This window comes from Candidatus Clostridium helianthi (assembly GCF_045310795.1).
Taxonomy (GTDB): Bacteria; Bacillota; Clostridia; order Clostridiales; family Clostridiaceae; genus Clostridium; species Clostridium helianthi.
The window spans coordinates 1-14,554 of record NZ_JBJIAB010000016.1 but is presented as its reverse complement, the minus strand read 5'-3'; the positions used below and the strand labels follow the sequence as shown (position 1 = coordinate 14,554).

13 protein-coding genes and 1 pseudogene are annotated in these 14,554 nt (G+C 29.7%); 12 read left to right on the top strand and 2 right to left on the bottom strand.

Features of this window, described 5'->3' with window-relative positions; genetic code table 11:
- Positions 1-17 precede the first annotated feature (17 nt).
- The 10 genes from ACJDTP_RS13380 (at position 18) to ACJDTP_RS13335 (ending at position 11,291) form a co-directional block, all read left to right on the top strand.
- Complete coding sequence (locus ACJDTP_RS13380) at positions 18-344, top strand: thioredoxin family protein (RefSeq protein WP_406761485.1); 327 nt, start codon at positions 18-20, stop codon at positions 342-344.
- A gap of 7 nt (positions 345-351) precedes the next feature.
- Positions 352-1,575, top strand: coding sequence for a thioredoxin-disulfide reductase (gene trxB, locus ACJDTP_RS13375; RefSeq protein ID WP_173710065.1), 1,224 nt, complete (start codon positions 352-354; stop codon positions 1,573-1,575).
- A gap of 339 nt (positions 1,576-1,914) precedes the next feature.
- The gene (locus tag ACJDTP_RS13370; RefSeq protein WP_406761484.1) at positions 1,915-3,252 is read left to right on the top strand and encodes a hemolysin family protein; all 1,338 of its coding nucleotides are present in this window, start codon (positions 1,915-1,917) and stop codon (positions 3,250-3,252) included.
- A 392-nt stretch (positions 3,253-3,644) separates the two neighbouring features.
- Positions 3,645-4,280 carry a DUF975 family protein gene (locus tag ACJDTP_RS13365; protein ID WP_406761483.1) on the top strand — a complete coding sequence of 212 codons (636 nt, stop codon included), beginning with the start codon at positions 3,645-3,647 and terminating at the stop codon, positions 4,278-4,280.
- Positions 4,281-4,492: 212 nt separating this feature from the next.
- Positions 4,493-5,197, top strand: a complete 705-nt coding sequence (locus ACJDTP_RS13360) for a lantibiotic protection ABC transporter ATP-binding protein (protein ID WP_406761482.1) — start codon at positions 4,493-4,495, stop codon at positions 5,195-5,197.
- A 2-nt stretch (positions 5,198-5,199) separates the two neighbouring features.
- Positions 5,200-5,949 (top strand): lantibiotic immunity ABC transporter MutE/EpiE family permease subunit, encoded by a 750-nt coding sequence (locus ACJDTP_RS13355; RefSeq protein ID WP_406761481.1) that lies wholly within the window; start codon positions 5,200-5,202, stop codon positions 5,947-5,949.
- 4 nt (positions 5,950-5,953) lie between these two features.
- Positions 5,954-6,733, top strand: coding sequence for a lantibiotic immunity ABC transporter MutG family permease subunit (locus ACJDTP_RS13350; protein WP_406761480.1), 780 nt, complete (start codon positions 5,954-5,956; stop codon positions 6,731-6,733).
- A 63-nt stretch (positions 6,734-6,796) separates the two neighbouring features.
- The gene (locus tag ACJDTP_RS13345; RefSeq protein ID WP_406761479.1) at positions 6,797-7,459 is read left to right on the top strand and encodes a response regulator transcription factor; all 663 of its coding nucleotides are present in this window, start codon (positions 6,797-6,799) and stop codon (positions 7,457-7,459) included.
- The gene (locus ACJDTP_RS13340) at positions 7,447-8,823 is read left to right on the top strand and encodes a sensor histidine kinase (RefSeq protein WP_406761478.1); all 1,377 of its coding nucleotides are present in this window, start codon (positions 7,447-7,449) and stop codon (positions 8,821-8,823) included. Before ACJDTP_RS13345 ends, ACJDTP_RS13340 begins: the two co-directional genes overlap by 13 nt.
- A 455-nt stretch (positions 8,824-9,278) precedes the next feature.
- Entirely contained in the window at positions 9,279-11,291 is a 2,013-nt protein-coding gene (locus ACJDTP_RS13335) for a methyl-accepting chemotaxis protein (protein ID WP_406761477.1), read from the top strand.
- A 131-nt stretch (positions 11,292-11,422) separates the two neighbouring features.
- On the opposite strand, the gene ACJDTP_RS13330 is transcribed toward ACJDTP_RS13335, so the two are convergent.
- Positions 11,423-11,953 (bottom strand): hypothetical protein, encoded by a 531-nt coding sequence (locus tag ACJDTP_RS13330; protein ID WP_077842564.1) that lies wholly within the window; start codon positions 11,951-11,953, stop codon positions 11,423-11,425.
- Between the two features lie 245 nt (positions 11,954-12,198).
- The gene (locus ACJDTP_RS13325; protein WP_173710069.1) at positions 12,199-12,762 is read right to left on the bottom strand and encodes a TetR/AcrR family transcriptional regulator; all 564 of its coding nucleotides are present in this window, start codon (positions 12,760-12,762) and stop codon (positions 12,199-12,201) included.
- 199 nt (positions 12,763-12,961) lie between these two features.
- On the opposite strand from ACJDTP_RS13325, the gene ACJDTP_RS13320 reads away from it, so the two are divergent.
- Both ACJDTP_RS13320 and ACJDTP_RS13315 read left to right on the top strand, forming a co-directional pair.
- Complete coding sequence (locus ACJDTP_RS13320) at positions 12,962-14,218, top strand: multidrug efflux MFS transporter (protein ID WP_406761476.1); 1,257 nt, start codon at positions 12,962-12,964, stop codon at positions 14,216-14,218.
- 6 nt (positions 14,219-14,224) lie between these two features.
- Positions 14,225-14,428, top strand: a pseudogene (locus ACJDTP_RS13315) (isochorismatase family protein); the annotation flags it as partial.
- Between the last annotated feature and the right edge of the window lie 126 nt (positions 14,429-14,554).

The window sequence follows — 14,554 nt, the reverse complement described above, 5'->3', positions numbered from 1 at the left end:
ATAGAGGAGTGAATAGTATGTCTTTACAAAATTTAGATTCTAATGAATTTGATGAAATTATATATGACAATGCTGAATCCAGTCTAGTGATTTTTTCTAGGGAAAGTTGCAGTGTATGTCAAGGAGTAGTACCAATTTTAGAAGATTTAAAGTCAAAATACGATGGTAAGTATAATTTTTATTATGTTGATGTTGAAGAACAAAAGAATTTATTTCAGAGATTTTCTTTAAAAGGTGTTCCTCAAATTCTGTTTTTTAAAGACGGTGAGTACCAAGGAAAATTAGCTGGTCATGTGGAAGATGATGCAGTTGAAGAAAAAATCGCTGAAGTTTTTGAGGAGTGATAAAAGTATGGACGATGTGACTAATTCCTACGATTTAATTATCATAGGTGGTGGACCAGCAGGACTTTCAGCGGCAATTTACGGAGGAAGAGCCAAACTTAAAACTCTGGTAATTAATAAAGGAGTAGTTGGAGGTCTTGTAAATACAACAAGGGAAATAGTTAATTATCCAGGTTATGAACAAATTAGCGGACCAGAACTTATGAAAAACTTTAAGAAACATGCAGAGAGCTTTGGAGTTGAGTTTCTAAGAGATGAAGTTGTAGATACTGATTTGTCCTTAAGAGAAAAACTCATTACCACTAAAAAAGGAAAGCAATTCTTAGCTAAGGCTATTATTATAGCTTGTGGCAGTGAACCTAGATTATTAAACATCACTGGGGAAAAGAGACTCCAAGGCAATGGAGTAGCATACTGCGCAACTTGTGATGCAGAGTTTTTTGAAGGAGAACATGTTGTAGTAGTTGGAAGTGGTGATCAGGCTATTGAAGAAGGTCTGTATATTACAAAGTTTGCGCGTAAAGTGACTGTTATAGTGCTTCATGATGAAGGGATTCTAGATTGTAATAAAGTAAGTAGCGAAAAAGCCTTTAATAATGAAAAGATGGAGTTTATCTGGAATTCAACCATAGAGGAAGTCTTCGGGAATGAAAATGTAGAAGGAGTAAAAATTAAGAATTTAAAGACTGGAAATATAGAAGAGATAAACTGCCAAGGTGTATTTCTCTTTGTAGGTATGGTACCATCAACTAATTTTCTAAAAAATAGCGGTCTTGAAGTTGATTCAAGAGGCTATATATCTGTAAATGAGCTTATGGAGACTAGCTTTGAAGGAGTTTATGCAATAGGAGATAATAGGGTTAAATATTTAAGACAGGTTGTTTCTGCTGCTGGTGATGGAGCAACTGCGGCTGTGGCGGCTGAACGTTACATTGAAGAAGTAAATGACTTTAATGAAAGTATTCTAAAAAGTGAAAAAAGAGTATTATTACTATTTTTAGATGCTTTAGTCAACGAAAACTTAAAATTTAGAACACTGATAGAAGAGGTAAATAGGGAATTAGTTGATTATTATAGGATTAAAGAAGTAAATATAGCAACAAAGAAAAATCTTATAGGAAAATATAATGTTAGAAATGTGCCTGAAATAATTGTGTTAGATCATGGTAATGAAATTAAAAGATTAAAGTATACAATGGATAAAGAACAATTAAAAAGTCAATTATCTTAACTTGTCATCTTTAAGGTAATAGTCAGTAGAATTTATTTCACCAACAAATAAGAATATAAATGTATTGTATAAATACTAAAAAGTAGCAGGACTTGACTTCAGTATTAATTAAAGAGAATATAATAAAAGATTTATATAAGGAAATAAGTTAATTAATGCATACGCAACTCCCAGTATTAATATAATATTTTATAAAATTTAAATATTAGTGAATCAAATTACTATAACACTTAATATTATATGTAAATAAGGAATATTTGAATTAATTGAAGTTTTACTTTAAATATTTCTTGTGATATTATTATATTAAAAAATTTTTATGTTGGAGGAAATGTTTTTATGGATTTAGACCCGGAACAGACGAGTATCACGTCACAATTAATTTTAATAGTCATATTGACTTTGATCAATGCATTTTTCGCATCAGCAGAAATGTCTATAGTATCATTAAATAAAAATAAAATAAAGCTTCTTGAGGAAGAAGGAAATAAGAAGGCCAAGCTTTTATTGAAACTTATGGAAGAGCCTACTAATTTTTTATCTACTGTACAGGTAGGAATAACTCTTGCAGGATTTTTTAGTAGTGCTTCAGCAGCAACAGGACTATCAAAGGATGTAGCTCTTTATTTAAAGGGACTTAATGTTCCTTATAGTGGACAAGTTGCGTTGGCATTAGTAACAATTGTATTATCTTATATTACCTTGGTATTTGGAGAACTTTTTCCAAAAAGAATAGCGCTTAAAAAATCAGAAGCTATTGCAATGTTCTGTATAAAACCATTAGTGATTATAGCTAAAATTGCAGTTCCATTTGTAAGGTTGCTTTCAGCATCAACTAATATATTAGTTAAACTGATTGGCCTTGATAAAGAGGATTTAGGTGAAAAAGTATCAAAAGAGGAAATCAGATCTTATGTGGAAGCTGGACTAGAACATGGAGTCATAAATAAGACTGAAACAGAAATGATAAATAGCATATTTGAGTTTGATGATAAATTAGCATGTGAAGTAATGACACCGAGAACAGAAGTATATATGATTAATATAGAAGATCCATTAATGGAATATTTGGATGAATTGATTGATGAAAGATATTCAAGAGTTCCTGTTTACGAAGATGATACTGATAATATAATTGGTATTCTTTATATGAAGGATTTCTTTAGTGAAGCAAGAAAATATGGATTTGAAAACGTGAATATAAGAAGCATATTGCATCCACCGTATTTTGTTCCAGAAAATAGAAAGATTGATACGTTATTTAAGGAACTTCAAAGTACTAAAAAGCATATGGCTGTATTAGTAGATGAGTATGGGGGATTTTCAGGTATAGTTTCTATTGAGGACTTAATAGAAGAAGTCATGGGAAATATAGATGATGAATATGATGAGGATGAGCCATCAATAGAAGAAATGGATAATGACACTTTTATGATATCAGGTATGCTTTCAATTAATGATTTTAATAATTACTTCGATACAGATATTAAAAGTGAGAATTATGATACTATGAGTGGTTTTATTATTGAAATTCTTGAACGTATTCCTAGTAATACAGATGAACAAGAGATAGAATATGAAAACTTGATCTTTAAAATAGAAGAAGTAAAGGAAAAAAGAATTAGTAAGATAAAGCTTTATATTCAGAAAGATGATGAAATTTTAGCTGTATTATAAGGCTGTAATATAAAATAAAAGTGGCTGTTTTAGAATAAAAGATAGAATAATATAAGGACTGTTTTTTTATTAAAGACTATTTATGTTGTTCTAAAAATTTATTTTATAACAGCCTTTTTATTTGCAGTTTTATAATTGATATCTAATGCAAATTGTGTGATATATCCTTAATTATGAAATATTAATATAGAAGTTAATTGCAAGATAGATAATTATGTTGAAATTATGAATCACTCGAATGAAAACTTTTACAAAAAGTATATAAATTATACAAAAGATTAATGTATATTTATAAATTCATGCGATTACTGTAAATTAAAATATAAATATAGCATAATGTTAAATCTCCCTGCATAAATATCAAAGGTATTTCAATTTAAGGAGGAATTTTTATGAATACTAGAGCAGAACTGAAGAGATTTGCCAAAGATCAACTAAAAGGGAGGTGGGGACTGGCTATTGGAGGAATTTTTGTTGCTGGATTTCTAATTCCAATTATTTTTAATTTAATTTTAAGAGTTGTTAGAGAGAGTTTTGGTTTAAGTTTAATCGTATTTTTAGTAACAATATTTGTTAGTGCGGCAATAGGAGTTGGTATATGCAGATTTTCTCTAAACTATGCTGAAAAAGATAGTAACCCTAAATTTACAGATATATTTTCAGGATTTTCAATAATTCATAAAGCTGTAGGCCTATATATTTTATTGACTATAATTGTTACCATAGGATTATTTTTATTGATAGTTCCAGGCATTATATTTATATATATGTTTTCACAATCATTTTTTATTTTAGCTGATGATAATAATAAGTCAATAATTCAATGTTTAAAAGAGAGCTCAGCTATTATGAAAGGGCATAAATTTGAGTACTTCGTTCTTACTTTAAGTTTTTTAGGGTGGATAATACTTGGAATGATTCCACTATGTATCGGGCTATTATGGGTAGTTCCTTATATGAACGTTACAGTAGCCACCTACTACTTAAAACTTAAGGATAGTTATAATAGTAATGATAAAATAGCATAAAGAACAATAATTTATTGTTCAGAAATATATATTTATAAAATATTATATGTATTAAATTGAGGACTAAAGAAATTCTACCTTCAGTAATGTCGTACGAAAGCGTTACTGAGGGATTTTTTATTTTTTAATACAAGTCAGCTTCTTAAATTTCAGTTCCTTATAAATTCCTTATAATTAAGGCTTATTATTTAATTATAAGAGGAGGAGTGAAGATGAACGAATTTATTTTAGAAACAAAAAACTTATGTAAAAACTTTAAAAAGCAAGAAGCAGTTAAAGATATTTCAGTATTAGTTAAAAAGAATTCAATATATGGTTTGCTTGGTCCAAATGGAGCAGGAAAGTCAACACTATTAAAGATGGTTACGGGAATGCTTAGACCAAGTTCGGGAGAAATCTTATTTGATGAACATAAATGGAGTAGAAAGGATTTACGCGAAATTGGGTCATTAATAGAATCAGCGCCTTTATATGAAAATTTGACGGCAAAAGAGAATTTAAAGGTTCGTACTACAGTACTTGGATTACCAGACTCAAGAATTGAAGAAGTTCTTCATGTGGTAGAGCTTGAAGATACAGGCAAAAAGAGAGCAGGACAATTTTCTATGGGAATGAAGCAGAGATTGGGTATTGCTATTGCATTACTTAATAATCCTAAACTCTTAATTTTAGATGAGCCAACTAACGGACTCGATCCATTTGGAATACAAGAATTAAGAGAGTTAATACGATCTTTTCCAAAGAAAGGCATTACAGTAATATTATCCAGTCATATGTTAAGTGAAGTAGAACAGATTGCTGATCATATTGGAATTATATCTGGCGGTATTTTAGGATATCAAGGAGAACTAAAAAAAGGTGAAGATTTAGAAAAATTATTTATAGATATCGCTAAACAATATAGGAGGGAGAAATAGTAATGCTTAAATATTTCATTTCAGAAAATATGAAGATAAGTCATACGTTGGTGAAGAAATTAGTATGGATAGCACCAATTATGGTAATTCTTCTTTCGGGATTTTTAGCATCAAATTATTTTCAGGTTGATATTTACAATTGGTGGTATGCATCAATACTTCCTGGAGTTATCTCGCTAGGCAGTTGCCTTTTATCAAGGATTGATGGCTCTATGAAAAATAAAGCAGTTATAACACTTCCAGTAGATTTAGATAAAATATGGATCGCTAAAATATTGGTTGGAGTAAAGAATATAGCCATTTCTTGTATAGTTATTTTTATAGCTGGAGAGTTAAGTGTGTACTTTATTAAAATGGATAGTATATCACATATTTCGATGTTGAGTGGTTTAGCCGGAACTTTAGTGATCATTATAACCTCAATGTGGCAGGTTCCATTATACTTTTTTCTGGGAAATAAAATAGGACTGTTTCCAACTATAGTATTAAGCCTAGCAGTTAATATATTTTCAATAGTTATGGCAGTAAAGGAGTTTTGGTGGATAAATCCCTTTTCGTATACATCTAGACTAATGTGTCCGATTCTGAAATTATTACCAAATGGTTTGATAGCTAAACCAGAAAGTCAAACTTTTACACCAGAGCTACTTAAGAGTTGGGGTATACCTCTTGGTATCGGAATTTCTATAGTTTTATTTATATTGATAACTTATTTAACAGCTAAATGGTATGAGAGACAGGAGGCGAAGTAATATAATGAAAATTCTTCGTTTATTGAAGGCAGACTTTATAAAAATGAAGCACACACCTTTTTATTGGATTCATATTTGTTTACCGATTATAGGAGCAATAATCTTTTTGAAATATTATTCATTTTCAAATTGGAATTCTGTAAATAAAATAAGTGGGTATTTAGAAGTATTATCAATAACATTTCCAGTGGTAATAGGGATTGTATGCTCTATGGTTATAGAACAGGAGGTTATGGCTGGAAAATTTAAAGAAATGCTATCTATAGAATATGGAAAAGGAATGTGTCTTTTGAGTAAAATATTAATTCTACTTATTACAGGTTTATTTTCACTTAGTGTAGCGGTTGGCATTTTTTCCGCCGGATTTCAATTTGTTTTAAGGCAAAATACACTACCACTAAATTTTTACTTAAATATAATTTTTATTATATTTGGAGCTCAAATCTTCTTCTATTTATTTCACTTATGGTTGAGCATTAAGTTTGGAAGTGGAGCATCAATAGGGATGGGAATAGTTGAAAGCTTATTATCAGCTTTGCTCAGTACAGGGCTTGGAGATGGAATATGGCAATGGATACCTTGTGGATGGTCGGTTAAGTTTTGTGATAATTTCTTTATAGAAGCTTCTAATTCTATAGATAATTTTAATAAAATGGCTGATATTAATACCGTATTTAGTAATAGTGCCATTGGGGTTAGAAATTGTGTTTTACTTACAATTGTTTTTGGGCTTTATCTTGGAATTTGGTTTAACTTTTTTGAAGGTAGAGGAGAGAAGTTATAATAATTTATAGAATAATAAAGATTAACTGATAATATTGGTATAATAGATGTAGGAGGGATGGAAATGGCATATATTCTAGCGATAGATGATGAGCAAGGCATATTAAAGGTTATAAAAGGTGCGTTAGAAAGAGAAGGACATAATGTAACTATAGTTTCTAATCCTACTGATATATCAAAGGATCAGTGTGTAAAATATGATTTAATTTTACTTGACGTAATGATGCCAGAGATAGATGGATTTTCTCTGTGCAAAGAGATACGTAGTCTGGTTGATTGCCCAATTATATTTTTGACAGCAAAAACTATGGAACAAGATATTGTAATGGGATTAAGTATTGGTGGAGATGATTATATATCAAAGCCTTTTGGTATAGGTGAGCTTCGGGCAAGGGTAGCTGCACATTTAAGACGTGAACATAGGGAAAAACAAAATGCTTTTTCTATTTCTGATATAAAATTTAATATAACTTCAAAAGAGGCTTATTATAATGAAGAATTAGTACCTTTTACAAAAAGTGAATATAATATATGCGAATATCTTGCTCTAAATCATGGGCAGGTATTTTCCAAGGAGAGAATATATGAAAGTGTATTTGGTTTTGATGGAAGTAGCGATACTACAGCGATTGTGGAACATATTAAAAATATAAGAAATAAGTTTAAGAAGGTAGGAATAAACCCTATAGAAACTGTTTGGGGGATAGGATATAAATGGAAAGAGTGAAGAAGCAAAAAAGCATTTCTAAGATTTTCGCAATATATATAATGTTCTTTTGTATAGTTACAATTCTTTTAGCTATATTTGATTTTATTCTATTTCAAATTGGTTTGAATAGTGGGTTTATTTTACCAGCAAACTACTATGAGCAAAAAATTGAAAAACAGAGAGAAGAAATAGCAAAAGCAGAGGATATTAAAGTAAAAGACTTTATACCTGAGGAATGCAATTATGCAGTTTATGATTCTATTGGAAATGTATTTTATAGTAATATATCAGAAACTAAAGCTATAGATATTTGGAATCTTGTGCAAAGTGATAAGAGAAGTGAAGGGAAATATTATTACAAAGTTATTTCAAGAGAGAATGGAATATGTGTAGTTGAATACACCATAGGGGCAAGTTTTGTTAGCCCTGTTTTGAAAAGGTATGTTCAAAATGCTGAGCTTAGTTTTGTTTTTATATATGTTGTTTTGGTTAGTATTGAAATTATAATTCTATCTAGGTGTTTTAGAAGAAGAATATCTAAAGAACTACAGATTTTAAAAGAGACTACAGAAAATATACAGATGGAAAACTTAGAATTTGAGGTGAAATATTCGAATATATTAGAAATCAATGAAGTCATTTCTGCCCTTGATAAAATGAAGACAGAGTTAAATGATTCTCTAAGTAAACAATGGAAGATGGAAGAAGCACGCAAAGAGCAAATGGCAGCATTGGCTCATGATATAAAGACACCATTAACAATTATTAAGGGAAACTCTGAGCTTTTAAGTGAATTAGATTTAAAAGCAGATCAAGCTGAATTTAACGATAGTATAATAAACGAGGTTAAAAATATAGAAGATTATATTAAATCATTAATAGAAATTATGAAAGCTGAGAAAGAATCAACATTAGAAAAAAAGAAGATAAATTTAGAAGGATTTATAAAGGATATAATTGAACAAGGGGCTTCCATGGGTATAAATAAAAAAATAGAGCTTAAAGGTGAAATTAAACATATTCCAGGATTTATTATAGCAGATGAATCAGCCTTAAAACGAACTTTAAGCAATGTTATTTCGAACGCGGTTGAATATTGCTCTGAAAATGGAAAAATAGCATTTGGGGTTGATTCAGATAATGATAATATAAGATTCACCATTGAAGATTCAGGAAGAGGATTTACAGAAGAGGAATTACAGTTAGCTACAGAGCAGTTTTTCAAAGGTGACAAGAGTAGAAATTCTAAAAATCATTATGGTATGGGTTTATATATTGCAAAAAAATTTATGGAAAAACACAACGGCAATATTTCACTTGGAAAATCAGAAAAACTTGGAGGGGCTAAAGTTGTTATAGAATTACCTATTTTATTTAATTAATAAAAATAGTTAGCTAAATAATAGGAAATTATTTATTATTCAAACAACTATTAAACCTAAGTAAAATTAATATTTCTAATTATAAACCTAATAAGAACCAAGAGTATAGATCTCTGTTAACATGGAGATTTTTGCTCTTGGTTTTGTGATTTTATAAAACAATAAACAAAGGATTATTTTATAAAAGAGAAGTTATTGTAAAATCCAAATATGTAAAAGTTATACATTGACTTTGAGTATACTCTAGAATATATATTAAAATTAAAACAGTTTTTTAGAAAGAAGGCGAATTATATGAAATATATTAATTATATAAGAAGCGTAACTTAAGTTAATGATATTTTTGCATGTTACTAAAGATAAAGCAATCAATACATATAATGTATTGATTATAAGGAATATTTATGTTTAACATTGTTATACAAATTTTAAAATCAAACAGGAAGTGAATTAAAATGAAAAACATTAAGACAAAAGTTATTCTCTTGGTCGTAGCAGTTTGTTTTTTTAGTTTATTATGTTCTTCGACGATAAGTTATTATCTGTTTTATAAAACCACTGTGGTTGAATCAAAGGATAAACTAAGGGTACTATCTGAAAAATATGCAGAAACTATAGACAAATGGATGGCTAATCAAGGAAACTTTGTTAATGAAACAGCTGAAAACATCGAATTTAACAATAATTATGATAGTACAAACCTTTTGAAATATATGAAAGTTAAAGCAGAGTCAAATACCGATATTATGGATATATATTTTGGTTTTCAAGATAAAAGTTTTGTTGATGAAGGTGGATGGCTACCAGATAATGACTTTAATTGTACAGAGAGAGATTGGTATAAAGATGCATTAAAAAGTGACTCTGTAATTTATTCTGATCCATATGTAGATTCAGAAACTAAGAAATTAGTAGTTACAGTTGCAAAAGCAGTTAAAAAAGATGGAGCAGTCATAGGTGTTTTAGGTACTGATATAAATATAGAAAATATTTCAAATGAAGTTCAGAAGGCACAACCTATAAATAACAGTTATGGATTCTTATTAGATGAAAAAGATGAATTTGTGATTCATCCAAATAAAGAGTTTCAGCCAAGTGCAGATAAGCTAAAGAATATTAGAGATGTATTGAGTGGAAGTTTAAGTAGCATGGTTGGAAAAGATAGTTCTAAAGCTAATGTGGTAAAGCTAAAAGATTATGATGGGATAAATAAATATTTTGCAACAGCTCCTATTACTTCTTCAAAATGGACAATGGGTATTGCAGTTCCAAATGCTGAATTTTTAAAACCGCTAACAGGTTTAATTATCAGTTTTATTGTCATGTTTGTATTTTTAATGATCATTTTTTCTATGGTTGCTTTATATTTTGGAAGTAAAATATCCAGACCGATTTCATTGGTGACTAATTTGATAAATAAAACTACTAGCTTAGATTTAGAAATGAAGAAAGAAGATGAATTTGAAAAATTACTTCAGAATAAAGATGAAATTGGAATTATTGCTAGAGCTGTAACATCACTAAGAAAAGAGTTAAGGGAAACTATAGAAGTTCTTAAGCAAAAATCAAAAGAGTTACTTGATCATTCAGAAGGAATTGCAGCTTCAACTGATGAAACGCTTCAGGGAATTCAGGGGATTTCTGAAACGGTAGATCAGCTTTCTGTTGGCGCATTAGATCAAGCAAGGAATACAGAACTTACTTCTGAAAAATTATTGCATCTTGGAGAGAAAATAGACATTTCATCAAATAATGCGGATTTAGTAACAAAGTTCTCAAAAAAATCGCAGCATATTAGTGAAGAAGGAATTAGTGCTTCAAGGGATCTTATGAGTAATATCAATGCTAATAATGAAGCTTTGGAAAAAGTAATTAGAAATATAGACTTATTATCTAATAAATCGGGATCTGCAGGCAAAATAATAAATACAATTCAAGCAATTTCAGAACAAACTAATCTTCTTGCATTAAATGCAGCAATTGAGGCAGCAAAAGCAGGGGAAGCAGGTAAGGGATTTGCGGTTGTAGCAGATGAGATACGAAAACTTTCAGAACAGACTTCAAATTCTACTAAGGAAATAGAAGGCATTGTGAATGAAATTATAAGAGAGATAAATGCAGCTAAGAAAAGTATGGATGAAGAAAAAACTATAATGACAGAAGTAAGCAAAACTACCAAAGAAGCTATTAATACATTCCAACTTATAAATAGTACATTTGATGATACTATAGAAAATATAGAAGAGTTAACTTCTAATATAAAGTCTATAGATGAAAATAAAGATTCAGCAATAAGCAGCATTCAAGAAATTTCAGCTGTAGCAGAGCAGTCCGCAGCTTCAATTGAAGAAGTTTCAGCTACTGTTTCAGAGCAATCTAATTCCATGGAAAAGATATCATATTCTGTAATAGAGCTTAAGAATATTGCGGATAAATTAGAACAAATAGTTGGAAAGTTTAATGTATAGAGTAAGGAGTTAAAGTAGAATAATAGGTATATTGCCAGGTTTATTTGAAATTCTGGTAATATATTTTTGAATATTGGTTAGAAGAATAATTAAAGTCATAAAATAATTACTAGATTATTTTATGACTTTAATTATAGAATGGTTATTTGGGCTTCTTCTTCTACTCTTTGAATAGCCCCAACTGTTCTTAGCAAAGTGCCAATACAAGAGTATACAAAACCAGTAGTTATATTTATGTTAGGCGTAATAGAAAAGTTACTTTTACCTGATTGAATGTTACTATATAGTTCATTAAGCCTTATAAATGAAACTCTAGTATAAGAAAGAATCACATATACACCAAGACAGCTTGCAAATGCAGCTATTTCACTTGGAGTTGGGTGTTGTACATCAGACTTCTGTTGATTCTGACCATTTTGCTGATTTTGCTGTTGGTCTTGTTGCTGACCCTGTTGATTTTGTTGTTCTTGTTGACTTGGGGATTGCTGTTGCTGAATCATTCTCTGAATTATTATTTGCTTAGCTTTTACTGCTGAAATGATACCAAGTAAAGTCGCTATTAAATCAACATAGGATGTTTGTAGTTCTATGTTAAGCAATTCTAAATCTAATTGATCGTTACCAGTTGGAAAATGTATGGTAGCATTATAATTCTCCTGCATATTATCACCTAAAAAACTATTACATTATAATATATTGTAAATATACGTTAATGTTCCAGTTTTTTTACAGTATATTTTATAAACAGGCAAAATATAGCACGTTATAATATAAAAATTAGCAGCACAGCAAAATTTACATTATGATATGCTGCTTTATTTTGTAAAATAATAATTGAACATAGAAGTCACTATTTGGAACATAGATATGTAGTTAACATTTTGAATTAAGATAAAAATTTTCTTAGTTATTTTTCTGATATCGATAAAATAAAGTCATCTATCATTAATTTAAAGCTATCTTCTAAGTTGACTGGATTTTGAAAATATCCGTGAGAGCTCAAGGAAACAAATCCATGTAATAGACTTCTTAAAGACCTACTTTTATGAATTATAAATATTTTATCACCACTATAAAAATCTAAAATTTTACGTATTATTGAATTAGTTTCACTAGCCAGACGCTTAACTTCATCACTTTCAGTACTCGGAATATTCACGTAGAGCTTATAGCCACTCTTGTTTTCAAATGCAAAATCTCGATACACATAGGCAAATTCTCTGATAGCAATTTCTCCACTTTTACCAATTAATCGTTCCATTAAAGTTGAATTTAAATTATTTAAAAAGTATATGGTCATTTTTATTTTAAGATCTTCAATGTTGGCAAAATGATTATATAAAGATGGATATTTTATATCCAGTTTTTCTGCAATCTTTTGGAAAGTAATCTGATTAAGTCCAATTTCATCAGCTAATAAAAAAGAAGATTCAATAATTTTTTCCTTAGTTAAATTTCGTTTCTGAACCATTTTATCACCTCTTACAATTCTGATTAATAAAGATAGTTTAACATGAGAGATTATTTTTATCAAATTGGAAATAATTTGTAAACTATAATATATAGTTTACAAATTATAATTTATAGTCTATGCTTATATTTAGAATACAATATATATAAGTTATTGTATTGAGATAACAAAACTAATTATAAGAAGGAATAAATTTATTATGGAAATGTGGAAAAGAAATTTAAAAGTTTGTTGGTTCGGAATGTTTGTGACAGGAATAGGCATGAGTCAGATAGCGCCAGTATTGCCACTGTATATACAGCATTTAGGAATTCAAGATGCAGCTTCGGTAGAGAAGCTTTCTGGAATTGCTTTCGGTAGTACGTTTATTATTTCAGCTATTTTCTCACCCATTTGGGGACATGCTGCTGACAAATTTGGACGAAAACCAATGCTACTTAGAGCAAGTCTTGGTATGGCTATAGTTATAAGCTGTATGGGATTTGCGCCTAATGTATATGTATTAATAGCACTTAGGCTGTTACAAGGAGCTATCACAGGATATAGCACAGCCTGTACTACCTTAATTGCAACTCAAACAGATAAAGAACATGCGGGATATGCTTTAGGAACTATTTCAACAGCTAATATTGCAGGTTCGTTACTTGGACCTACAATTGGAGGATTTGTAGGAGAAATTTTTGGTTTGCAAAATGTATTTTTTATAACAGGCGGGCTTATGTTCATTGCATTTATTACTACAGTATTATTTGTAAAGGAATCTTTTAGTCGTGAAGATAATAAAGTTTTAAGTTTCAAAGAAGTTTGGAATACAGTTCCGGAAAAAGGCTTAACCATTACTTTGTTTATAACTTTTTTTATATTATCTGTAGCAATGTATTCGGTAGAGCCAATAGTAACAGTTTATGTTACTCAACTATCTAAGGAAGCGAGTCATATTGCATTAATAGCTGGAATAACTTTTTCTGCATCAGGTTTTGCTAATATAATTGCAGCTCCAAGGCTTGGAAGGCTCTCTGATAAAGTAGGAGCACATAAAGTTATATTAATATGTCTCATAATAGCTGGAATAATATTTATACCTCAAGCATTTGTAACAAACACTTGGGAGCTTATGGGACTTAGATTTTTACTAGGACTCACAGCTGGTGGCCTTAATCCTTCTGTTAATATATTGGTTAAGAAAATTACTCCATCATCTCTTACAGGTAGAGTATTTGGTTTTAGTATGGCAGCAGGATATCTAGGCGTATTTGCAGGATCAGTTCTAGGAGGACAAATCGCAGGTTATTTAGGAATAAAATGCGTATTTTTTGTAACGAGTGCATTACTATTAATTAATGCAGTGCTAGTATATTTTAAAGTGTACAATAAGCTTAATATAAATAATAATCATAGAATAGAGAAGTATGAAAAGGGGATAGGAAATGGAAAACTTCAAGTCAGTGGAAAATAAATTTGTAGAGGAATTGACACTATAGTATTAGGAGGTATTTCTACTAACATTGGGGTAGATACTACGGCAAGGGGAGTATACCAGCATGGATACAATCAAATATTTGTAGAAGATGCAATGACAGCAGTGACAAAAGAGGAACATGATTATGTTTGCAAATATATTTTTCCTAGGATTGGAAGGATTAGAACAAGCGAAGAGGTAATTTAAGCATTAGAATAGTTAGAAATAAAAAATTATAAAAAGGTACAATGCATATTAAAATGTACCCTTTGTCAAGGACAATTTAAAAAAAGATAGACTAATTTAAAAGATGATTTCTGTATTTAACGGGAG